A 20719-nucleotide genomic window follows, 5' to 3' on the forward strand; every position below is an offset into this window, starting at 1 on the left:
GGGTAAAAATTTAAGGAACGTAGCGGTTTATGCTTTGTCCGAGGCTTTTTCGCGCTCGATCGCGCGCCAGCCGATATCGCGCCGGCAGAAGCCGTTTTCCCACCGAACCCTGTCCAGCAGGGCATAGGCGCGGCCCTTCGCCTCGGCAACCGTGCCGCCTGACGCCGTGACGTTGAGCACGCGGCCGCCGGTCGCGACCAGCACGCCGTCCTTCATGCCCGTGCCGGCATGAAACACCTTCTCGCCCTCGCCTGCCGCCGGCAGCGACTGGATCGGTGTGTTTTTCTCATAGGCGCCGGGATAGCCCTTCGAGGCCATGACCACTGTCAGGGCCGGATCGTCGCTCCATTCGGCGCTCACCTGATCGAGCGTGCCATTGGCGGTGGCAAGCAGCAGCGGCAGCAGATCGCTCTTCAGCCGCATCATCAGCACCTGGCATTCCGGATCGCCGAAACGAACATTGTATTCGATCAGCTCCGGGCCCTTATGAGTGATCATCAGTCCGGCGAAAAACACGCCGGAGAAGGGATGCCCGCTCTCGGCCATGCCGCGGATTGTCGGCTCGATGATTTCCTTCATCGTCCGCTCGACCATTTCGGCCGTCATGACCGGCGCTGGCGAATAGGCGCCCATGCCGCCGGTATTGACGCCGGTATCGCCCTCGCCCACCCGCTTGTGATCCTGGGCGGTCACCAGCGGCAGCGCATGTTTTCCGTCGCAGAGACAAAAGAAGCTTGCCTCCTCGCCATCGAGATAGGCTTCGACGACGACTTCGGCGCCGGCCGCGCCAAAGGCGCCCTCGAAGCAGTCGTCGACGGCAGCAAGCGCCTCATCGAGCGTCATCGCAACCGTCACGCCCTTGCCGGCGGCCAGCCCGTCAGCCTTGACGACGATCGGTGCGCCCTGCCCGCGAATATAGGCTTTCGCCTTCGGCGCGTTGTTGAAACGCTGGTAGGCGCCGGTGGGAATGCCGTAGCGGGCGCAGATGTCCTTGGTGAAGCCCTTGGAGCCCTCGAGCTGGGCGGCGCCGGCGGAGGGGCCGAAGACCGCCAGGCCGTCGGCGCGCAGCCGGTCGGCGAGGCCGGCGACGAGCGGGGCCTCGGGGCCGACGACGACGAAATCGATCGCCTTGTCCTTGCAGATGGCAGCGACCGCTTCATGATCGTCGATATTGACCGGCACGAGGACGGCGTGTTCGCCAATGCCCGGATTGCCGGGCGCGGCGTAGAGTTCGCTCAGCAACGGCGATTGCGCCAGCTTCCAGGCGAGCGCGTGCTCGCGTCCGCCCGACCCGATCAACAGAACCTTCATGCGCGACCCTTTCCTGTTCCGTCAGGCGGTTAAGGGCCACGGGCTGAAAGGTCAAGCGGGAAAGCTTACCAGCCCCCGCCTCCGCCGCCTCCGCCACCTCCGCCAGAGGAGCCGCCGCCGGAAAAACCGGAGGATGAACTCGACGGCGGCGGCGCGGGGATCGTCGACGCGATGGTGGACGCCATTGACGAGGAGAAACCGCCGATACGGTCGGAGAAGCTGCCGCTGTTGAAATCACCGGAATACCAGGAGGGCGAATAGGCCGCGGCCGCGCCGGCGGCGGCTGCCGCGAGCCAGGTCTCGAAGGTGCGCGACCAGGGCTTTTCGACGCCCAAAGCCACGGCATAGGGGAGCAGGGTCTCGAAATGCTGCGGCGACATTTGGGGAGCGCCGGCCATATTCATGCGGTCCTTCTCGGCCAGCGTCAGGTATTGCCGCAGGCCGTCAACGCCGTCCATCATCCTGGCGCCGAGCGGGGTCGGGGCGCCCATGATGAAGACATAGAGGACGTTGAGCAGCACGATGCCGCCGACGGCAAAGAGCATCGGCGTTTCGTGCAGCTCCACCAGCGACGAGGCAAGCGTCAGGACAATGATCGCCAGGATGCTGACGCCGACAAAAACGCCGACCGCTGCGGCGATGACGGCCATGACCTTGGCGAACAGCGATCTGCCGTGGTGCAGCGACTTGACCAAACCGGCGACGAAGACGGAAATGAAGACCGAGATGGCAATCGGGATCAGCATCAGTGCGATCGTGTCAGGCTCCAGCGAGCCGAAGACGAACAGCGCCACCAGGGCGGCGGCGCTGAGCGCGATGCCGCCTGCGGTATAGCCGATGTTGGAATTGTAATATTTGCCGCGATGTTCCTTCTCGATGGCCGAACGGAAGGACTGCCCTACCGATTTTACCCGCTCGCCATTGGCCTTGTCGATCGTCAGCGTCCTGCCTTCGCCGCCGGCCACTTTCAGCAGTTCGGCCTCGCCGGCCTGGAACTTCTCCTTGCCGAGCGCCTTGCCGGTACCGCGAATGACGATCGAATTCTTCAGGTCTTCGAGCTTGACGTAACCGCGGACCGCAAGATTGAGCGCCGTGGCGGCAAGCGCCGTCCAGCCGCCGCCGGAAAAGCCCCTATTGTCGATGTAGTTGACCAGCGCCGGCGAGATGCCGTCAGGCGCATCCCAGCGCGGCACGACGACGCCCCGGGCGGGATCGCGACCAACCTTCAGCCAGGATCTGAGGTAGTAGGCGAAAACCAGGATCAGGCCGCCGAAGCCGATGAAATAATTGCGGTTGTCCTTCAGCCACCAGGTGCTTTCCATATCCGCGCTCGGCGGATCGATCGAGCCCTTCGGCATCCGGATCGCAAAGGTCAGGCCTTCATTGGGGCCAAGAGGCGCGGTGGTGGAAAAGACAAGGCCGGCGCTGCTTTCGCTGACACGGGCGTTCTTTCCAGTCGCGCCTTGCGGGCCGGTGAAGAAGATCGTCCCCGTCGCAGCGACACCCGGCGGCAGCGTCACCGTCGCCGTCGCGGAGCGGATCGGAAAGATCCAGCCATTGCCGGTGACGTTCCAGTAGAGTTCGTCGTGATCGTCGAAGTAGCGGATCTGGCGGTTGGTCCGGTAGGTGAAGACGTAGCGATGACGGCCCGGCGTCACCGTCACCTCGGCGGAGCCGGCATAGATGCGGATGCCGCCCGATATCGATTCGGTATGCCAGGGCTCGTCCGCGCCGTCGCGGCTGACCGACACCATGTCGAAATCGACGCTGCGGCGACGACCTCCGGCGTCGGTGAAAAAAAGCGGAAAGTCCCGGAAGATGCCATGATTGATCCGGTTGCCCTCGGCATTGACGGTGATCGTTTCCCTCACCGTCATCGCGCCGCTCTTTTCCAGCGTGATGTCGGAGGCGAAGCTGTCGATCACCTCGGCGGCAAAGACCGCCGGCGCGGCGAGCATCAAGATGAGCGCCAAGCAGAATCCGAAAAACCGACGCCCCATTCCTCTCTCCCTGCCGGCGGCCCCGGCCGCGCTTTTCGTCAATCCTTGTCCTGATAGGTCACGCCGAGGGCGGCGAGCGTCCGCCAATAGGCGGGGAAGGTCTTGCCGACGCAATCGGGGTCGAGAATGGTGATGCCATCGATCTTCAGTCCGGCGAGCGCAAAGCTCATGGCGATGCGGTGATCGGCGAAGGTGTCGATCTCGGCCGGAAGACGCTGGCCGGCGAGAACAGGATCGGAATGGACGATCAGATCATCGCCCTCCTCGACGGCCAGACCTTCGCGGATCTTGTTGAGCCCGGTGGACAGGGCGCGGATGCGGTCGCATTCCTTGACGCGCAGATTGGCAATGCCGACGAAGCGGACCGGCGTCTCGTTGAAGGCGGCAAGCACGGCGATCGTCGGAACGGCATCCTGCATCTGCGAGCCATCGATTTCGGCCGGCAGATGCGGGAACTTGGCGATCGTCTCGTAAGCCTTGGCATCCGGCTGGGTGAAGGCATCGTTCGGTACGCCGAGATCGATCTTGCCCTCGCTCAGCACTTCGGCCGCCCAGAGGTAGGTCGCGGCCGATGCATCCGGCTCGATGACGAAATCGGCGGCGCGGTAGCCGGTCGGTTCGACGCGCCAGGTGACGGGGCTGGTCTTTTCGACCTTGGCGCCGAAGGCCCTCATCGCCGCCGTGGTGAGATCGATATAGCCAAGCGCGCCGATATCCTCGCCGACCAGTTCGATGTCGACCGAACGGTCGCCGCCGGCCGCCATCATCAGCAGCGCCGAAACATACTGGCTGGACAGCCCGCCATCAATCAGGATCCGGTCGGCCTCGAAGCGGCCGGTGCCCCTGACGGTGACCGGCGGGCAGCCGGTCTCGGCGGTGATGTCGATGCCGAGCGTGCGCATCGCTTCGACCAGCGGGCCGATCGGGCGCTTGCGCATGTGCTCGTCGCCGTCGACGATGACGGTACCGTCGACCAGAGCCGCAGCCGCCGTCAGGAAACGTGTGGCCGTCCCGGCGTTGCCGAGGAAGAGCGGCGCCTTCGGCGGCATGAGCCGGCCGCTGCCGGTGACGACGAAAGTTGTGTCGTCGGGCTCGTCGATCGCAACACCCATGGCGCGCAGCGCATCGGCCATATAACGGGTATCGTCGCTCTTCAGCGCGCCGGTCAGCCGGCCCGTGCCCTCGGCAAGGCCGGCGAGAAGCAGGGCCCGATTGGTGATCGACTTCGAGCCCGGCGGCATGGCGCGACCGGAAAGCGGGCGGCCCGGCGGGATGATCGTGAGTTTGGCTGTGCGTGTCATGCTACGTCTTCCGTCCATGGGCGAGCTAAAGCGCGTCGCCACCTGCCCTTGCTCTTAATCGGTTTTTTGCAAAGGCAAAATGCCGCATCGTCAGAATTTGACGCTGGGGACGGCGCGATCGGCCTCGTTGGTGATCTCGAAATACTCCCGCTTGGCAAAACCGAACTGGCCGGCGACGAGATTGGAGGGAAAGCTTTCGACCTTGACGTTGAGGTCGCGGGCCGCGCCGTTGTAATAACGCCGCGCCATCTGCAGCTCGCCCTCCAGAGTTTCGAGCGACGCCTGCAGTTCGGCAAAATTCTGGTTGGCCTTGAGATCGGGATAGGCCTCGGCAAGCGCGATCACCCGGCCGAGCGCCTGGCCGAGCAGGCCTTCCGCCTGCGCCCTGCCGGCAACGTCACCCGATGGCACGGCCTGCGCCTTGTTGCGGAGCGCAACCACCTCCTCGAGCGTCGACTTCTCATGGGCGGCATAGCCTTTGACCGTCTCGATCAGGTTCGGGATCAGATCGGCGCGCCGCTTCAACTGCACATCGATGCCCGACCAGGCTTCCTCAGCCATCTGCCGGGAACGAACCAGGCCGTTATAAATGAAGACGATGTAAAGCGCGATGACAACGATAAGAGCAAGTATCACATACATGCAGATGAGCTCCCCGATTTGATGATCGCACGTTAGTGATTCGGCGTGACAAAGTCATCGTGGTGCGGCCGTTCTTCGCAGATTTCAATCAGACCTTTACATCACTGTCCCTCTAAGAACTGCTCCGCCAATCCGGAGCATAGGTTTCCATCTTTTCGCTTTCTCGCCAAAGATTGAACCGCTCGGTCCAGCGTTGCTCGACGCTCAGGGCAACGGCGAAAGGAAGATAGTGCTCGTAGCATTCGACGGACATTGCCGGGCCATCTATCTCGCCGCGAAAATAACGATTCAAACTAAGGATGTTATTGCGGATCCGCCGCTGCTTCGACGTTGGCATGCGCGACATCGCCAAAACCGCAATAATGCCGGCAATGTGCAGCAAGATCGCCATCAAATATGGCCACTGTTCGCTGATCACCTCAGTCGTACCGATATAGACAAGTGCAACGATCACCGTCACCGGAAGCCCCACCATCAAACCAAGCGCCTGTTTTAACTGCTCGGCGGTGCCGGTCGCGACGGGAAACCGCTCAGGATGGCGGAACATGGTTACAACCAGAAAAACTATGAACAATAACCCTGAGATGGTGGCGGAATAGAGCGAAAGACCCGTAAGGTAGGCGACGGCAATGCCAAGAGCCAGAATTGTCGCCGAAGTCGCCAACATTGCTCGATCTACGCCACCTCTAACTTTCCGATATTCCTCTGCGACAATCTGGTGCAAGTCACGTTCGAAACCATGGAGGGCATGTCTGACCCTGCGCCGATCGTTGACTGGCCTCTCTCCTTCTATTCGACCAAATACCGAACGCGTCACGGCTGGAAGACCATACCATCTGGCGCGCGCCACCTTTCCCTTCTTGCGCACTTGCCTGGCTGACAAATCCGAAGCTTCGGCATCCTCATCAAGGCTGGAAATGCGAAGCATTCTTTTCACTGCGAGATGGCAGGCAGACGCCATGAAGGCTGCCTTTGCAGCACCGGGCTTCCAGTTCAAAAACAAATAGGCGGCTAAAGCAGGCGATATGCTCTCCGTCTCCTTGCTATCGACAGCAATTGAAGATGCGGGCAATCGCCAACCCCGCCACCTACTGAGGATAAACAGACCGGCGAGGAGCAGTCCCAAAATGCTTATGAATGGGAGAAAGTGATCGGAAAGCCACCACTCTACCCGCTTGCCACTCGTCATGGTCACAAAGGTCCCAGCGGGATATTCGATCTCGATGTCTGGCAGGACTCGATCCGCTTTACCAGCTGGAATAGACACCGAGATCTCATTCGGTGCGCTCCGCACCATGTCATAGGCGGCCGTCCGATCCTGTTGCGAAGGGCGCAACGTTCCGCCCGGCGGCAGCTTCAGAGTAAGCGTCTTTTTCGCGCCCTGACCGTGCACGCGGCCCATATAGGCCGGCAGGAAGAGAACCTCGCGGTCGCCTTCCTGACGAACCAGGCGTCCGAGCCAGTAAGCGATCTGGATCTTTGCAAGACCGGTGGGCAGATCTGCAGAGCAGTCTTTGCAGTGCTCGGCTCCTATATAGATCGAGTAGCCCGGCACATTATTTTCCCGAGAATAGTATTCGTCGAGTCCGTCGCGCCGGGCTGCGGCCAATTGGAAATCTCGCCAGTGAACACCACCCGCCGCATCCACGAAACGTTGAGGGATATCGACGTAGACCCCGCCGTAATTCATCGCCATTTTTACCGCGATGTCGAAGTGCTCCGACACAAAGGCAGTGCCGTCGGTGTAGACTTCGACCGTACTGTTTGCCGACTGGACAGTGAACTCCTTGTCAAAATCGCTGCACGACGTCAGAACAACCAGTATGGAGCATAAGATGGGCCATGATAAAAGACGCAACATCCTGGCGGCGAAATTCTCATCTGAAAATTTAAAGTAAAGAATATCGTTCTTCAAAAGAGATACCGAAGCTTGCGTTGTCGCAACACCTGACAACGTAGTGATGGTTTGCGCAATACAAAAGAAGGCTGGCCTTGCACCGACGAAAATTTTCGAGACTGCCTACGCCGTCTGGCTCGTCAGCTGACGCCGCCGGCGTCAGTCAGCAGGAACGTTTCGCCGCAGAGATCTTTGGGCAACAAAGACGCAGGATTCTCGGCTGTCGTCAAACACCGATATGCGTGCGAATTCGAGCCGCCGTCTGCTCCGGCGAAAGGTCCGTCGTATCAATTTCGACTGTGTGTTCAGCCAGTCCGCGCAACAGTTTATAGTTTGCCCGGAGCTGTTGCAGCTTCGCCGGATCCGTCAGCTTGAGCGCCTCGGATCGGCCGGGAGAGATGAGGCGTCTGGCATTCTCCTCCGGCGCGCAATCGAGGAGAACCGCGACCAGATCCGCGCCTCTGGCGGCAGCCAGATCGACATACGAGGAGAACATCGCACCATCATGCTCGTCATCCGCAAGAGCATCGGTAAAGACGAAGCTTTCAGCCGGATCGGCGTGCAAGGCGTGGTCGAAAACCGCTCGTCGAATCTGCTTACGCAGTGATGCATGCAGAGGATTGCTGCGGGCGAAAAGAACTTCGGCCGGATTGAGCAGCGTGTGATTGTCGATGAGCCGCGCGCCGAGGCTTCTCGCCAGCAATCGGCCGACCGTCAGCTTCCCGGTGCCTGGCCAGCCGTTGAGATGGACGATACGGCCGGCAGGCTTTTGCGTCACGCCGCCTCTTTCGACAGGTTGACGCCGCCGGCGTCGGTCAGCAGGAAGGCTTCGCCGCAGGCCTTGGCGAGCGTGCGCACCCGCAGGATATAGCTCTGGCGCTCGGTCACCGAGATGACGCCGCGGGCGTCGAGCAGGTTGAAGACGTGGCTGGCCTTGATGCACTGGTCGTAAGCCGGGAAGACGCATTTGTGCAGGCGCTGGTTGTCGCTTTGGCCGGGAGCGCCGGCATCGAGCAGCGCCCGGCATTCCTTCTCGGCATCGACGAAGTGGCGATGGAGCATCTCGGTATTGGCGAATTCGAAATTGTGACGCGAATATTCCTGCTCGGCCTGCAGGAAGACGTCGCCATAGCTGATCTTCTCGTCGCCCTCGCGGCCGTTGAAATTCAGATCATAGACGTTGTCGACGCCCTGGACATACATGGCGAGGCGCTCGAGACCATAGGTCAGTTCGCCGGCGACCGGCGCGCATTCGATGCCGCAGACCTGCTGGAAATAGGTGAATTGCGAGACTTCCATGCCGTCGCACCAGCATTCCCAGCCGAGGCCCCAGGCGCCGAGCGTCGGGCTTTCCCAGTCGTCCTCGACGAAACGGATGTCGTGCAGCAGCGGATCGAGACCGATCGCCGCCAGCGAGCCGAGATAGAGCTCCTGCAGATTGGGCGGGTTCGGCTTCAGGATGACCTGGTACTGGTAATAATGCTGCAGACGGTTCGGGTTTTCGCCATAGCGGCCGTCGGACGGGCGCCGCGACGGCTGCACATAGGCTGCCTTCCACGGCTTCGGCCCGAGGGCGCGCAGCGTGGTGGCCGGATGGAAGGTGCCGGCGCCGACTTCCATGTCGTAGGGCTGCAGCACCGCGCAACCCTTGTCCGCCCAGTAATCATGCAGGGTCAGGATCAGCGCCTGGAAGGAGCGCTTCGGGTTCATATGGTCTGGGATGGCTGACATGAAACGGCACCGATTGCTTGGGAATTATCGGCGCGACAGGTGCCATGGTGGGCGGCAGGGGTCAAGGGTTTTGCGGGGGCGAGGAGCTGTGCGGAGACACACGAGGCTTTTCGCCGAGACCTATTCGTCATCCCGCTTCAACCGATATTCCCCGGTCACGGGATCTTTGACCAGCGTGCCGATCGCGCCGGTCTGGCGCTCTTTCTCGGCGCGGCGGGACTTTTCGGCGAGCCTGCGGGCATCGGAGACGAAGCGGCGGTAGAGCCACCAGGCCGAAAAGACCAGCACCAGGATGGTGATAAGCTGTGCCATGCCCTCTCTTGCTCCTCTCAAAGCCCGAAGCGGCTCCACAATGCTCTCTCTTCCGCCACTTCGACAAGTCCCGTTGCGAGACCTGCCCCCGCGCCTTCGAGTGTAACAGGCGATACGCCGGGAATGCGGCGGCCGAAGAGGCCGCGGCCGGCGGTGACGAGTTCCAGCCGGGTCTTCTGGCCGTAGCGCCGCTTCAATTCCTGGCGCATGTCGCCGATACCGTCGATGAGGCCAAGCTCGAGGCCGCGCGTACCGCTCCAGAACAGGCCGGAAAACACCGTCGCATCATCCGTCAGCTTGCCGGCGCGGCGCTCACGCACCATTGCGATGAAGACCTGGTGGATTTCGAGCTGCAGGCTCTTGAGGTACTCGATATCCTTTTCCTTTTCCGGCTGGAACGGATCGAGGATCACCTTGTTTTCGCCGGCCGTATAGACGCGGCGCTCGACGCCGATCTTCTTCAGGAGCTCGGGAAAGCCGAAACCGCCGGAGACGACGCCGATCGAGCCGACGATCGAGGTGGCGTCGGCGATGATCTCGTCGCCGGCAAGCGCGATCATGTAGCCGCCGGAAGCGGCGACATCCTCGACGAAAACAAGCACCTTCTTCTGCTTTTCGCGGGCGAGCTCACGAATGCGGGTGAAGATCAGGCGGGACTGAACAGGCGAGCCGCCTGGCGAATTGATTGTTATGGCAACCGCCGGCGCCTCCTTCATGGCGAAGGCCTTTTCCAGGACCGGGGCGACATTGGCGAGATTGAGGGTGGGCCTGAACTGGCCACCGCCGCTGATGATCGCACCCTGCAGCCTGACGACGGGAACGGTGAGGCCCTCCTTGCGGAACCGTTTCGGCAGCAGCTTTTTCAAGAATCCGGCCATTTCCCATCCTTCGCTTCGGCTCGCGCGATCGTCAATCCGCGATCGCATCCATGTATGCGCTGGAACGACAAACGCAATGGCCGCGTTCCTGAAAAACATCGGATTGATTTTCTTGTTGCGAATGACTTGCATTATCATTCTAATCGGTCATAGTGCACGGACGATAAACAGGTGGAAATGGCATGGACGCCCTCAATCCCAATGCAAAAAGCGGCTGGCGGCACGAACGCGGAGAGGCGTCGCTGTCGGACGTCTACCGCACTGTGGGCACGGGGCGTCACAGCTCGATATGGCGCCGGGCGGCGGCCTTTGCCGGGCCGGGTTACATGGTCGCCGTCGGCTACATGGACCCAGGCAACTGGGCGACCTCGCTCGCCGGCGGCTCGAAATTCGGTTATGCGCTGCTCACCGTCGCGCTGCTTTCCAACGTGATGGCAATCGTGCTGCAATCGCTCTGCGCGCGGCTGGCGATCGCCTCCGGCCGCGACCTCGCGCAGGCCTGCCGCGACGCCTTTCCTAAATATGTCTCAGTGCCGCTCTGGGCCTTTGCGGAAATCGCCATCATCGCCACCGACATTGCCGAGGTGATCGGCACGGCAATCGGCCTCAACCTGCTCTTCGGCGTCCCGCTGGAGCTCGGCGTTCTCATCACCGCGCTGGACGTCTTCCTGATCCTCTTCCTGCAGAAGCTCGGCTTCCGCTGGGTGGAAGCCTTCATCATCGCGCTGCTCGGCGTGATCGCGCTCTGCTTCGGCGTGCAGATCTTCCTTGCCGATCCGCAATGGGGCGCCGTTATTACCGGCTTCTTCCCGACAACCGAAATCGTCACCAATCCGGAGATGCTCTATCTCGCGCTCGGCATCCTCGGTGCGACGGTCATGCCGCACAATCTCTATCTCCATTCCGGCATTGTGCAGACGCGGGCCTATGGTCACACGATCCCTGAGAAGAAGGAGGCGCTGACTTATGCGACGATCGACTCCACCGTCGCGCTGTGTTTCGCGCTTCTGATCAATGCCTCGATCCTGATCCTTGCGGCCGCCGCCTTCAATGCCAACGGCAAGACCGACGTCGTCGAGCTCGGCAATGCCTATGCGCTGCTGTCGCCGCTGCTCGGCCTCGCGATCGCGCCGACGCTCTTCGGCATCGCGCTTCTGTGCTGCGGCCTCAACTCGACGGTGACGGCGACCCTTGCCGGCCAGATCGTCATGGAAGGCTTCCTGAAGATCCGGCTGAAACCGTGGGTGCGCCGGCTGATCACCCGCGCTATTGCCATCGTGCCGGCGGCGGTCGTCACCATCTGGTACGGCAACCAGGGCACGGCCGAACTCCTGATCCTCACACAGGTGGTGCTCAGCCTGCAGCTTTCCTTCGCGGTCTTTCCGCTTGTGATGTTCACCGCCAGCCGGGCCAAGATGGGCGAACTCGTCGCGCCGCGCTGGCTGAGCGGCACCGCCTATGTGATCGCCGTCGTCATCGCCGGGCTGAACGTCAAGCTGCTCTTCGACTTCGTCAGCGGCTAGCGATTGACGATCGAAGCCTGGCATAGGCTGCCCGGCCATTGTTGAAATCGTCGACCAGAGGGGAGAACTTGTGGCTCCCCTCTTCGTGCATGATGAGGGCCGCGCGTAGCGACAGCCGCGCCCGCGAGCCCTTGATGGCGGTCACCAGGATGCGCACGGCATTTTCCCCGGCGCGTGGATGGATGGCGGTGATCTCGATGCCGCCGAAGCGCCGGCCGCAGGCATCGATGATCTCGGCGATCGACGGAGGCCTGGCGATCAGCGACAATTGCCCGCCCGGGATCATGATGGCGCCGGCCGTGCGGATCCAGCTTTCGAACAGGCCGTCGGTCATCGCATGGGCTTCGGCCTTCAGCGCATCGGGCGTGCGCCGGTCGCCGGCATCGTTGAAGGGTGGGTTCATGATCACGTGGTGGAAGCTTTCATCGGCAAGGCCGGCATCGTTGCGCGCCTTGGCGGTCAGCGTCACATCGGCCTCGATGACACTGAGGCGGGCTGCGAGATGGGCATTTTCCGGCAAAAGGATGCTGCGGCGGGCATAATCGGCCATTTCGGCCGAACGCTCGAACAGCACCACTTGCGTCTTGACAAGGCGCGAGGCGACGGCAAGGCCGGCAGCACCGGCGCCGGCGCCGAGATCGGCAACTTTGACCGGGCGATCGTCGGCGACAAGGGCGGCCAGCAGCATCGCATCCATGCCGGCGCGATGCCCCCTGCCCTTCGGCTGCACCACATGAAAGGCGCCGCGATGGAAGGCATCGATGGTTTCGGCGAATTTACCGGTCATCGCCCGCTCATGTCCTGTCGCGCAGTTCGCCGCCAAGACCGGCGTCGATCAGGATACGGCGGGCCCGGTCGGCCATTTCCTCATCCACCAGCAGGCGGCGCGGCAGCATGCCGAGCGAGCCTTCCAGAACGCTCATCCCCTGATCGGCGATGAAGCAGTGAATTCCGGCATCCTTCATTAGGCTCTCGGCAAAGGAGAGCAGGACGGGATCGTTGGCGCGGATAAGTTCATGCATTTGCCGTCTTTTTCCTTCCAATTTCGGCTGACGCGACAATTCACCCCTTGCCGCGCCCATCGCCCCTTTCTATTGTCAGATGCAATGAATGAACAGGAGTCCGGGTCGTTGGGCGTGGTCATACCGCTTGAAGAAAGCAAAAACAAACTGGCATCCATCAAGCCGTTGGTCGATCTCACCAGGGCTGACATGGAGCGGGTGAACCAGCTCATTCTGTCGAAAGCCGGCTCCGACGTGCAGATGATCCCCGAAGTGGCGAACCATCTGATCTCATCCGGGGGCAAGCGGCTGAGGCCGATGCTGACGCTGGCGGCCGCCTCGCTGTTCGACTACCGCGGCGAAAACCACATCAAGCTCGCCACCTCGGTCGAATTCATGCATACGGCAACGCTGCTGCATGACGACGTCGTCGATGAAAGCGACCTGCGCCGCGGCAAATCGACGGCTCGGATGATCTGGGGCAACCAGGCAAGCGTGCTGGTCGGCGATTTCCTGCTCGGGCAGGCCTTCCGCATGATGGTCGATGTCGGCTCGCTCGATGCGCTCGACGTCTTGTCTTCCGCTGCTTGCGTGATCGCCGAAGGCGAAGTGCTGCAGCTTTCCGTCGCCAAGAACATGGAGACGACGGAAGACGACTACCTCTCCGTCATCCGCGCCAAGACGGCGGCTCTCTTTGCGGCTGCCGCCGAAGTCGGGCCGATCGTCGCCGATGCCGGCCGTTCCGGCCGCAATGCGCTGAAATCCTACGGCATGAATCTCGGCCTCGCCTTTCAGCTCGTCGACGACGCGCTCGACTATGGCGGCAAGGCCGCCGATCTCGGCAAGAATGTCGGCGACGATTTCCGCGAAGGCAAGATCACGCTGCCCGTCATCCTGGCCTATCGCCGCGGCACCACGGAGGAGCGCGCCTTCTGGCGCGATGCGATCGAGGCCGGCAACAGCAGCGACGCCAACCTGGAAAAAGCGCTGGGGCTGATCACCAAATACGGCACGCTGAGCGACACGATCAATCGGGCGGTCCATTACGGCACGATCGCGCGGGACGCGCTGGCGCCGCTTCCCGATACGGTATGGAAATCCGCCCTGATGGAAGTGATCGACTTCTGCATCGAGCGCGTCAATTGATCGAACGCCGCGATCGAGGCTGATTTTCTTGCAGCGTCGCTCCAAAAAAGCCATCCTGTTATGAATCAGTGATGACGACTGATTTGCGACCGGCAGCGGCCGGACGCTCTCGAAGAAAGGTTTCCTAATGCGGCAGAGAATTGCCATCCGTCTTCTTACGAGCGCAGCCCTGGCGGCTGTCCTTTCGCTCGGCGGCGTTGCCGGCGCGAGTGCCGAAGATGCGGCCAAGGCGGGCGATGCCGGTAAGGCCGAGAGCTTCTTCGATGCCGATAGCGTCACCACTTTCTCCGGCGCCTTCCTCGCCGCGCGCACGGCCGATGTCGATCACGATTACGAAACGGCGATCGCGCTCTACAAGAAGGCGCTGCAGATCGAGCCCGGCAATCCCGAGATTCGCCAGCGGCTGATGATCTCGCTGCTGCTCAACGGCGACATCAAGGAAGGCGTCAAATACGCCAATGATCTGAAGAGCGATCCCTCGGTCGAGCGCATCACCACGATCGTGCGCGGCATGGATGCCGTGCGCCGCGACGACTACAAGACCGCCGAGTCGATCCTGAAATATAAGGGGCCCAACGATCTCGACCGGATGATGAATGACCTGCTGCTCGCCTGGGCCCGGGTCGGCGCCGGCCGCGGCAAGGAAGCGCTCGCCATGGTCGAGAAGATGAAGGGGCCGGACTGGTTCCGCATCTTCCAGAATTACAATGCCGGTGCGATCGCCGTCGTCACCGGCGACGTGAAATCGGCCCGCCAGCATCTGAACGACGCCGTGCTCGACAAGGAAGGCGGGGCAACGGCGCCCGACACGTTCATGCGTGCGGTGATGGCGCTTGCCCGCCTGGAGGCGGCGCAGGGGAACAAGCAGAAGGCGCTCGATGCCGTGTCCGTCGGCGATAACCTGCTGCCGAATTATGCGCCGCTGAATGCGCTGCGCGACAGTATCGAGAAGGGCGAGAAGCAGGAGCAGCAGGTCAAGACCGCCGAAGAAGGCGCCGCCGGCGTGCTCTTCTCCGTCGGCGGCGCGCTGAACCGCGACGGCGCCGAGGATATCGTCTCGCTCTACCTGCAGACCGCCAACGCGCTCGATCCCAACAGCGCCGATACGCTGGTGCTGCTCGGCGGCATCGCCGAAAAGCAGAACCAGATGGACCGCGCCATCTCCCTCTACAAGAAGGTGCCGGAGAATTCACCGATGCGGCGCATTTCCGAGCTGCAGCTCGGCCTCGCCCTTGCCCAGGGCGGCAAGGTCGACGAGGCACGCAAGCACCTGCAGGCGCTGATCGCCTCCGACCCGAAGGACATCCGCAGCTACCTCGCCTATGGCAGCGTGCTCTCCGACGCCAAGGATTACGAGGCGATGGCCGCCAATTACGACAAGGCGGTCGAAGCGATCGGCCCAATTCCCGGCCGCGCCAACTGGAGCGTCTTCTTCCAGCGCGGCATCGCCTATGAGCGGCTGAAGAAGTGGGACCAGGCCGAACCGAACTTCCGCAAAGCTCTGGAGCTCAACCCCGACCAGCCGCAGGTGCTGAACTATCTCGGCTATTCCTGGATCGACATGAACCGGAACCTCGACGAAGGCCTCGCCATGATCAAGAAGGCCGTCGATCTTCGCCCTGACGACGGTTACATCATCGATTCGCTCGGCTGGGCGTATTTCCGTCTCAACCGCTTCGACGACGCCGTCGACGAGCTGGAGCGGGCGGCACAGATCAAGGCCGGCGACGCGACGATCAACGACCATCTCGGCGATGCCTACTGGCGCGTCGGGCGCAAGCTCGAAGCCGTCTACCAGTGGAACCGGGCGCTCGCCTCCGAGCCTGAAGCGGCCGAAATTCCGAAGATCAAGGAAAAGGTCGCAAACGGCCTGCCCGCTAACGACGATGCCAAGGCGGCCGACAAGAAGCAGCCGGATCCGGCGCCGGTCACGCCGCCGCCGGTCGACAAGAAGTCCTGACGGGCGCCACCGATGCCTGAGCAGGGCTTGGCCAATGCTTTCGGCGTCACCGAAGAGGCGCGCGCGAAGATCAATCTCGCCCTGCATGTAACGGGCCAGCGGCCGGACGGCTATCACCTGCTCGATATGCTGGTGACCTTCGCAGATTGCGGCGACCGGCTGGGCTTCCTGCCGGCGCAGGCTGACGCCTTCACCCTATCGGGCCGTTTCGGCGAGACGCTTGCCGACGACGGCGGCACCAACCTGGTGATCAGAGCGCGCGACCTCCTGCGCGAGGTCGTGGGCGCCCTTGCGTTCCCCGTTCATATCCACCTCCAGAAGAACCTGCCCGTCGCCTCGGGCATCGGCGGCGGCTCGGCCGACGCGGCGGCGACACTGCGGGGGCTGATGCGCCTCTGGGGCACTGGATTGCCGATAGAGACGCTGGCTGCGCTGGCGCTGAAGCTTGGCGCCGACGTGCCCATGTGCCTCGAGAGCCGGCCGCTGATTGCCCGCGGCATCGGCGAGGAGATCGAAGCCGTGCCCGATCTGCCGGCCTTCGCCATGGTGCTTGCCAACCCATTGAAGGGGGTTTCGACGCCGGAGGTTTTCCGCCGGCTCAAGGCAAAGAACAATTCACCCCTGACGCTCGCACAGACCGCAGGCTGGCTTGCGGCGATCGGCGCGGCTCGCAACGACCTGGAGCCACCGGCGCGCGAGGCCGTGCCCGAAATCGCGGCGATCTTGGCGATGCTGCGGACCGAGGGCGCTCTTCTTGCCCGTATGTCCGGCTCCGGCGCTACCTGCTTCGGGATCTTTGCCGACATGGCCGCCGCGCGAGATGCGGCGGCGGCTCTTCACGAGGCGCGGCCCGACTGGTATTTCCAGGCGACGGAAACGGTTTCGGGAGGCATGTGATGGCAGGTTTGGACGAAAAACGGCCCTTCATCGCCGTCGGCATTGCGGTTCTCACCGTCTCGGATACGCGCACGCCGGAGACGGACAAGTCCGGCGATACGCTGGCGGCGCGGATTGCCGAGGCGGGCCACAGGCTGGTCGAGCGGGCGATCGTGCCCGACGACCGGGAGAAAATCGCCACCCAGGTCAAAGCTTGGACCGAGCGGGAGGAGATCGATGTCATCATCACCTCGGGCGGCACCGGTTTTACCGGCCGAGACGTGACGCCCGAGGCGGTGGAGCCGCTGTTCGAAAAGCGCATGGACGGCTTTTCCGCCGTCTTCCACCGTATTTCCTACGATAAGATCGGCACGGCGACGATCCAGTCGCGCGCCACCGCGGGTGTTGCCAACTCCACCTTCATCTTCGCCCTGCCCGGCTCGCCCGGCGCCTGCCGGGACGCCTGGGACGGCATACTGAAAGCACAGCTCGACTATCGCAGCATGCCGTGCAATTTCGTCGAGATCATGCCGCGCCTGGACGAGCATCTGAAACGCGGCGCGCAGAAATAGACTGGAGCTGCCGTTCCAGCGCCGCGGTCGCGCCGTCGAAAATCCGATTCAGACTTTCGGCGCCGACGCGCTGGCATTTGTCATGTGGCAATGCCCGGCAGAGCCGGCATCGAATCCCAGCCATCACCCGACAGCAAGATGCAGCTTATGCCGTGGATATCCGTGACCACGAGCGTCCAGGTGCCGCTTTTGGCGGCATAGACCTCAAGAACGGCGTTCTGATTGACCAGCCCGACGGCGGTGAGCTTCTCACCGAAATTCTGGTCGAGGAAACTGACGACGTCGGATCGACCTGCGCAACTGAGCATCGTCTGCGATGCTGCCGAATGCGGATGCGCGATCACCAATGTCGGCAATATGACGGCCAGCAGGCCGCAGATCATACTGCGTACGCCGTGGATACTACCGCCTGGCATGACGCACCTCCTTTCGCCGGGAACCCGGCAGAAGAGGAGATTTTTCGCCGACCTGTTCTGCCGTTCACCGGCATTCCACGGCACCCGTTGCGAAGCGCGGCGCTTCGGCGGCGCCATGGACGAATTATAGCGCGAAATCCGATTGGGCGCCATCTTTGCGCGATGATGGGAAGCAATCACCAAAGCGCGCTTGCGGCGAGACCAGCCCCTCATCCGGCTGCCGCCACCGACCGGGGTCGAGCCACTGGTCTCGACGTCCTTCGGACCCCGTAAACGGAGCGAAGGAACCATGCCGCAACCTCGCCATCACCACCAACCTCTCGCCGGGCACGTCCCCTCTCCCCGTTTTCAAGGGGCAGGTTAGGGTGAGGGGCACTTTTTCGGACAGCATCGATGCAGGGATGGGCATTCTACCGCGCGGCACGCGCCACCCAGGAAGGAATCAATTCACTTGCGAGCTTGCGCGGCTTCTGGCCCTTGGCGAAGTCGGCAACAGGCATCCCGCTTCTGGCGGCGGCGAGCGCCTGGTTCTTCGGCATCAACAGCCCAAGCTCCAGCGGCGGCCGGGCGCGGGCGACGCGCTGGAAGAAGGGGCGTCGATAGCCGCGCGACGCAGTAAAGCGCGCCGGCGTCTTGTTCAGCGCCACATACTCGGCGATCTCATCGATCCAGCCGGCCTGCGGCCTGGCGCCCGGCTCGACGAAGAGCAGCCATTCGCCTCGGGCCGAGCGAACGATATCCTTGATATCCCATTGTGAATGGAAACGGCAGCCGGCGGCGTCGGCGACCCGCGAGGTGCCGTCGCGCGAGCCGTGATCGAGCACGATCACATCGCTGACGAGCCCTTCCACCGCGCCTGCCACCAATACCGATAAGGTCTGCGCCAGTTCGGATTCCTGATCCTGGCATTCGAGAACAACCGTCAACATCGATTATTCATAATGCGCCGCACAATTTTTTGCCAGCATCCTTTTCCTGATTTTGTTCTTGCATTGTTCTCGTTTTGCCGATAGGAATTTAATCATCACAAACGGGCGGAGGCAACGGCTTTTCGCTGCGGGAGAATCCGATGAGAGAGCAGTCCCTGGCAGGGCAGGCCGCATTCGCGCCTGCCAATACGGCAGATATTGCCGATGCGATGATCGTGTCGTCCGGTCTCAGGGTCGAGGGCGACCGGCGGCGCGGGCGCGGAGCGGGACTGAACCCGACAGGGCGGTTCGAAGCGCTGCAGCGGGAGACGTTCGACGACGGCTGGCAGACGCTGGAAGAGCTGCCGCCGTTCAGGACCGAGGTGCAGATCGAAAAGCCGCGCACCGCGATTACCCGCAACGAATCTCCGGATCTTTCGTTCGACCGCTCGATCAATCCCTATCGCGGCTGCGAGCATGGCTGCATCTATTGTTTCGCCCGGCCGACGCACGCCTATATGGGGCTTTCGGCGGGGCTCGATTTTGAGACGAAGCTCTTCGCCAAGCCCGATGCGGCCAAGCTGCTAGAGCGGGAACTCGCCAAGCCGGGCTACAAGGTGCGGGTGATCGCGATCGGCACCAATACCGACCCCTATCAGCCGATCGAGAAGGAATGGCGCATCATGCGCGGCATCCTCGAGGTGCTGAACAAGGCGAACCATCCGGTGTCGATCGTCACCAAGTCGGCGATGATCCTGCGCGATCTCGACATTCTTCAGGAGATGGCCGGCAAGAACCTGGTGCGCGTCGGCATCTCGGTCACCACGCTCGACCGCAAGCTTGCCCGGGCGATGGAGCCGCGCGCCGCCACGCCGCCGCGACGGCTGGAGACCATTCATGCGCTCTCGGAGGCAGGCATCCAGACTGCCGTCATGGCCGCCCCGCTGATCCCGGCGCTGAACGATCACGAGCTCGAGCGCATTCTCGAATCGGCGAAGGCTGCCGGCGCCGCCGAGGCGAGTTATGTGATCCTCAGACTGCCGCTCGAAGTCAGCCCGCTCTTTCGCGACTGGCTGTTGCAGCACTATCCCGATCGTTACCGGCACGTGATGTCGCTGGTGCGCTCGATGCGCGGCGGCAAGGATTACGACGCCGAATTCGGCAAGCGCATGAAGGGTGCCGGCCCCTATGCCTGGCAGATCGCCCGGCGTTTCGAAATGGCGGCGAAACGCTTCGAGCTGACGCGGCGCAGCGTGCCGCTGCGCGACGATCTGTTCGTGCCACCGGATGGCAGCGGCGTGCAGTTGTCGCTGCTCTGATTTTTTAAGCTTGCGCATCGGCTGCTCAGAAAAACCGCCCTGTTTCGAGCCCCGAGCGCAATTCCTGCGGATGGCCTTGACCGCCACCATCCGCCGGACCGTCCCCGGCCGCCGCCCTGATCCGGGGACTTGCGGGAAATCGGGTTGGCGTGCGAGGTTCAGCCGCATGAAACGTCGCACGCCACCCGATTCTCCCCTGCTTTTCGACACGGTCCCTCTCGTGCCGGATTTCAAGCTCGAGCTCAAAGCCCGCAAGGCCGGTCACTGGCCGGTCGCCGGCGCCGACGAGGCAGGCCGCGGGCCGCTGGCGGGGCCTGTGGTGGCCGCTGCGGTCATTCTCGATCCGAAGCGCATCCCTGAGGGCCTCAACGATTCCAAGCAGCTCTCGGCGCAGCGGCGCGAGGAACTCTTCGTGCAGATCCTGGCGACCGCGACGGTTTCCATCGCCTCCTCCAGCTCGACCCGCATCGACGAGACGGACATTCGCAAGGCGAGCCTGGACGCGATGCGTCGCGCCATCTGCAGCCTCGCCATTCCCGCAAGCTACGTGCTGACAGATGGGCTTGACGTGCCGCCTGGCCTCGATTGCCCCGGACAGGCGGTGGTCAAGGGCGATGCCCGCTCGGTCTCGATCGCCGCCGCCTCGATCGTCGCCAAGGTGACGCGCGACCGGATGATGGCGAGGGCGCATAACGTGTTTCCCGATTACGGTTTTGCCGCGCATGCCGGCTACGGCACGGCGCAGCACCGCGCCGGCATCGAGAAGCACGGCCCCTGCTCACTGCACCGGATGAGTTTTCGGCCGCTGCGCAACGGCGAGGACGGTCCTGAGATGGACGAGTTGATTTCCGAATAGGCTGCAAAAGAAAGGGCCGGCAATTGCCGATCAGGGACGCCGCACTGCAGCTCCGCACGCGGCCAGGAAA

At 62.7% G+C, this 20719-nt stretch carries 20 protein-coding genes; 7 read left to right on the top strand and 13 right to left on the bottom strand.

Annotated features, from left to right (window positions below):
- Positions 1 to 27: 27 nt before the first annotated feature.
- The 9 genes from purD to HJC00_RS00595 all read right to left on the bottom strand — a co-directional run bounded on the left by purD (position 28) and on the right by HJC00_RS00595 (position 10072).
- Complete coding sequence (gene purD, locus HJC00_RS00555; protein ID WP_210628984.1) at positions 28 to 1311, bottom strand: phosphoribosylamine--glycine ligase; 1284 nt, start codon at positions 1309 to 1311, stop codon at positions 28 to 30.
- A 65-nt stretch (positions 1312 to 1376) separates the two neighbouring features.
- A complete protein-coding gene (locus HJC00_RS00560; protein ID WP_221163513.1) occupies positions 1377 to 3311 on the bottom strand; it encodes a DUF2207 domain-containing protein in 1935 nt (644 codons plus the stop codon).
- Between the two features lie 38 nt (positions 3312 to 3349).
- Positions 3350 to 4612 (bottom strand): 3-phosphoshikimate 1-carboxyvinyltransferase, encoded by a 1263-nt coding sequence (aroA, locus tag HJC00_RS00565; protein WP_221163514.1) that lies wholly within the window; start codon positions 4610 to 4612, stop codon positions 3350 to 3352.
- A 90-nt stretch (positions 4613 to 4702) separates the two neighbouring features.
- Positions 4703 to 5254 carry a LemA family protein gene (locus HJC00_RS00570; RefSeq protein ID WP_210628987.1) on the bottom strand — a complete coding sequence of 184 codons (552 nt, stop codon included), beginning with the start codon at positions 5252 to 5254 and terminating at the stop codon, positions 4703 to 4705.
- A 112-nt stretch (positions 5255 to 5366) separates the two neighbouring features.
- The gene (locus HJC00_RS00575) at positions 5367 to 7115 is read right to left on the bottom strand and encodes a DUF2207 family protein (RefSeq protein WP_221163638.1); all 1749 of its coding nucleotides are present in this window, start codon (positions 7113 to 7115) and stop codon (positions 5367 to 5369) included.
- 262 nt (positions 7116 to 7377) lie between these two features.
- Positions 7378 to 7929 (bottom strand): AAA family ATPase, encoded by a 552-nt coding sequence (locus HJC00_RS00580; RefSeq protein WP_221163515.1) that lies wholly within the window; start codon positions 7927 to 7929, stop codon positions 7378 to 7380.
- Entirely contained in the window at positions 7926 to 8882 is a 957-nt protein-coding gene (locus HJC00_RS00585; RefSeq protein WP_221122515.1) for a glycine--tRNA ligase subunit alpha, read from the bottom strand. The genes HJC00_RS00580 and HJC00_RS00585 overlap by 4 nt, the downstream gene beginning before the upstream one ends.
- 120 nt (positions 8883 to 9002) lie before the next feature.
- Positions 9003 to 9194 carry a hypothetical protein gene (locus HJC00_RS00590; protein ID WP_221122514.1) on the bottom strand — a complete coding sequence of 64 codons (192 nt, stop codon included), beginning with the start codon at positions 9192 to 9194 and terminating at the stop codon, positions 9003 to 9005.
- A gap of 17 nt (positions 9195 to 9211) precedes the next feature.
- Entirely contained in the window at positions 9212 to 10072 is an 861-nt protein-coding gene (locus tag HJC00_RS00595) for a S49 family peptidase (RefSeq protein ID WP_221122513.1), read from the bottom strand.
- 182 nt (positions 10073 to 10254) lie between these two features.
- On the opposite strand from HJC00_RS00595, the gene HJC00_RS00600 reads away from it, so the two are divergent.
- Complete coding sequence (locus HJC00_RS00600; protein ID WP_221122512.1) at positions 10255 to 11595, top strand: Nramp family divalent metal transporter; 1341 nt, start codon at positions 10255 to 10257, stop codon at positions 11593 to 11595.
- Here HJC00_RS00600 and HJC00_RS00605 read toward each other — a convergent pair.
- Together HJC00_RS00605 and HJC00_RS00610 are read right to left on the bottom strand one after the other, a co-directional pair.
- Complete coding sequence (locus HJC00_RS00605; protein ID WP_210628992.1) at positions 11585 to 12382, bottom strand: tRNA1(Val) (adenine(37)-N6)-methyltransferase; 798 nt, start codon at positions 12380 to 12382, stop codon at positions 11585 to 11587. The two genes, HJC00_RS00600 and HJC00_RS00605, sit on opposite strands and share 11 nt — an antisense overlap.
- A 7-nt stretch (positions 12383 to 12389) precedes the next feature.
- Positions 12390 to 12617: a DUF2007 domain-containing protein gene (locus tag HJC00_RS00610; RefSeq protein ID WP_088939554.1), complete on the bottom strand. Its 228-nt coding sequence runs from the start codon at positions 12615 to 12617 to the stop codon at positions 12390 to 12392.
- A 108-nt stretch (positions 12618 to 12725) separates the two neighbouring features.
- Here HJC00_RS00610 and HJC00_RS00615 point away from each other — a divergent pair, with 108 nt between their 5' ends.
- The 4 genes from HJC00_RS00615 (at position 12726) to moaB (ending at position 17150) form a co-directional block, all read left to right on the top strand.
- Positions 12726 to 13742: a polyprenyl synthetase family protein gene (locus HJC00_RS00615; protein WP_210628993.1), complete on the top strand. Its 1017-nt coding sequence runs from the start codon at positions 12726 to 12728 to the stop codon at positions 13740 to 13742.
- A gap of 127 nt (positions 13743 to 13869) precedes the next feature.
- Positions 13870 to 15702: a tetratricopeptide repeat protein gene (locus tag HJC00_RS00620; RefSeq protein ID WP_210628994.1), complete on the top strand. Its 1833-nt coding sequence runs from the start codon at positions 13870 to 13872 to the stop codon at positions 15700 to 15702.
- Positions 15703 to 15714: 12 nt separating this feature from the next.
- Positions 15715 to 16599: a 4-(cytidine 5'-diphospho)-2-C-methyl-D-erythritol kinase gene (locus HJC00_RS00625; RefSeq protein ID WP_210628995.1), complete on the top strand. Its 885-nt coding sequence runs from the start codon at positions 15715 to 15717 to the stop codon at positions 16597 to 16599.
- Positions 16599 to 17150, top strand: a complete 552-nt coding sequence (gene moaB / locus HJC00_RS00630) for a molybdenum cofactor biosynthesis protein B (RefSeq protein ID WP_210628996.1) — start codon at positions 16599 to 16601, stop codon at positions 17148 to 17150. The genes HJC00_RS00625 and moaB overlap by 1 nt, the downstream gene beginning before the upstream one ends.
- An 80-nt stretch (positions 17151 to 17230) precedes the next feature.
- Here moaB and HJC00_RS00635 read toward each other — a convergent pair whose 3' ends face one another.
- Together HJC00_RS00635 and HJC00_RS00640 are read right to left on the bottom strand one after the other, a co-directional pair.
- Positions 17231 to 17566 (bottom strand): hypothetical protein, encoded by a 336-nt coding sequence (locus tag HJC00_RS00635; protein ID WP_210628997.1) that lies wholly within the window; start codon positions 17564 to 17566, stop codon positions 17231 to 17233.
- Between the two features lie 410 nt (positions 17567 to 17976).
- Positions 17977 to 18495, bottom strand: coding sequence for a glycosyltransferase family A protein (locus tag HJC00_RS00640; protein ID WP_210628998.1), 519 nt, complete (start codon positions 18493 to 18495; stop codon positions 17977 to 17979).
- A gap of 140 nt (positions 18496 to 18635) precedes the next feature.
- On the opposite strand from HJC00_RS00640, the gene HJC00_RS00645 reads away from it, so the two are divergent.
- On the top strand, positions 18636 to 19793 hold the full coding sequence (locus tag HJC00_RS00645) for a PA0069 family radical SAM protein (RefSeq protein ID WP_210628999.1): 1158 nt from the start codon (positions 18636 to 18638) through the stop codon (positions 19791 to 19793).
- 166 nt (positions 19794 to 19959) lie between these two features.
- Entirely contained in the window at positions 19960 to 20649 is a 690-nt protein-coding gene (locus HJC00_RS00650; RefSeq protein WP_210629000.1) for a ribonuclease HII, read from the top strand.
- The last annotated feature ends 70 nt before the right edge of the window (positions 20650 to 20719 follow it).

The sequence above is a fragment of the Rhizobium sp. NLR22b genome, assembly GCF_019685295.1.
GTDB lineage: Bacteria > Pseudomonadota > Alphaproteobacteria > Rhizobiales > Rhizobiaceae > Rhizobium.

Excerpts from the sequence above, each read along its gene's own strand:
- purD (WP_210628984.1), bottom strand. The coding sequence starts at position 1,311 with ATGAAGGTTCTGTTGATCGGGTCGGGCGGACGCGAGCACGCGCTCGCC.
- HJC00_RS00560 (WP_221163513.1), bottom strand. The coding sequence starts at position 3,311 with ATGGGGCGTCGGTTTTTCGGATTCTGCTTGGCGCTCATCTTGATGCTC.
- aroA (WP_221163514.1), bottom strand. The coding sequence starts at position 4,612 with ATGACACGCACAGCCAAACTCACGATCATCCCGCCGGGCCGCCCGCTT.
- HJC00_RS00570 (WP_210628987.1), bottom strand. The coding sequence starts at position 5,254 with ATGTATGTGATACTTGCTCTTATCGTTGTCATCGCGCTTTACATCGTC.
- HJC00_RS00575 (WP_221163638.1), bottom strand. The coding sequence starts at position 7,115 with ATGTTGCGTCTTTTATCATGGCCCATCTTATGCTCCATACTGGTTGTT.
- HJC00_RS00585 (WP_221122515.1), bottom strand. The coding sequence starts at position 8,882 with ATGTCAGCCATCCCAGACCATATGAACCCGAAGCGCTCCTTCCAGGCG.
- HJC00_RS00590 (WP_221122514.1), bottom strand. The coding sequence starts at position 9,194 with ATGGCACAGCTTATCACCATCCTGGTGCTGGTCTTTTCGGCCTGGTGG.
- HJC00_RS00595 (WP_221122513.1), bottom strand. The coding sequence starts at position 10,072 with ATGGCCGGATTCTTGAAAAAGCTGCTGCCGAAACGGTTCCGCAAGGAG.
- HJC00_RS00600 (WP_221122512.1), top strand. The coding sequence starts at position 10,255 with ATGGACGCCCTCAATCCCAATGCAAAAAGCGGCTGGCGGCACGAACGC.
- HJC00_RS00605 (WP_210628992.1), bottom strand. The coding sequence starts at position 12,382 with ATGACCGGTAAATTCGCCGAAACCATCGATGCCTTCCATCGCGGCGCC.
- HJC00_RS00610 (WP_088939554.1), bottom strand. The coding sequence starts at position 12,617 with ATGCATGAACTTATCCGCGCCAACGATCCCGTCCTGCTCTCCTTTGCC.
- HJC00_RS00620 (WP_210628994.1), top strand. The coding sequence starts at position 13,870 with ATGCGGCAGAGAATTGCCATCCGTCTTCTTACGAGCGCAGCCCTGGCG.
- HJC00_RS00625 (WP_210628995.1), top strand. The coding sequence starts at position 15,715 with ATGCCTGAGCAGGGCTTGGCCAATGCTTTCGGCGTCACCGAAGAGGCG.
- moaB (WP_210628996.1), top strand. The coding sequence starts at position 16,599 with ATGGCAGGTTTGGACGAAAAACGGCCCTTCATCGCCGTCGGCATTGCG.
- HJC00_RS00635 (WP_210628997.1), bottom strand. The coding sequence starts at position 17,566 with ATGCCAGGCGGTAGTATCCACGGCGTACGCAGTATGATCTGCGGCCTG.
- HJC00_RS00640 (WP_210628998.1), bottom strand. The coding sequence starts at position 18,495 with ATGTTGACGGTTGTTCTCGAATGCCAGGATCAGGAATCCGAACTGGCG.
- HJC00_RS00645 (WP_210628999.1), top strand. The coding sequence starts at position 18,636 with ATGAGAGAGCAGTCCCTGGCAGGGCAGGCCGCATTCGCGCCTGCCAAT.
- HJC00_RS00650 (WP_210629000.1), top strand. The coding sequence starts at position 19,960 with ATGAAACGTCGCACGCCACCCGATTCTCCCCTGCTTTTCGACACGGTC.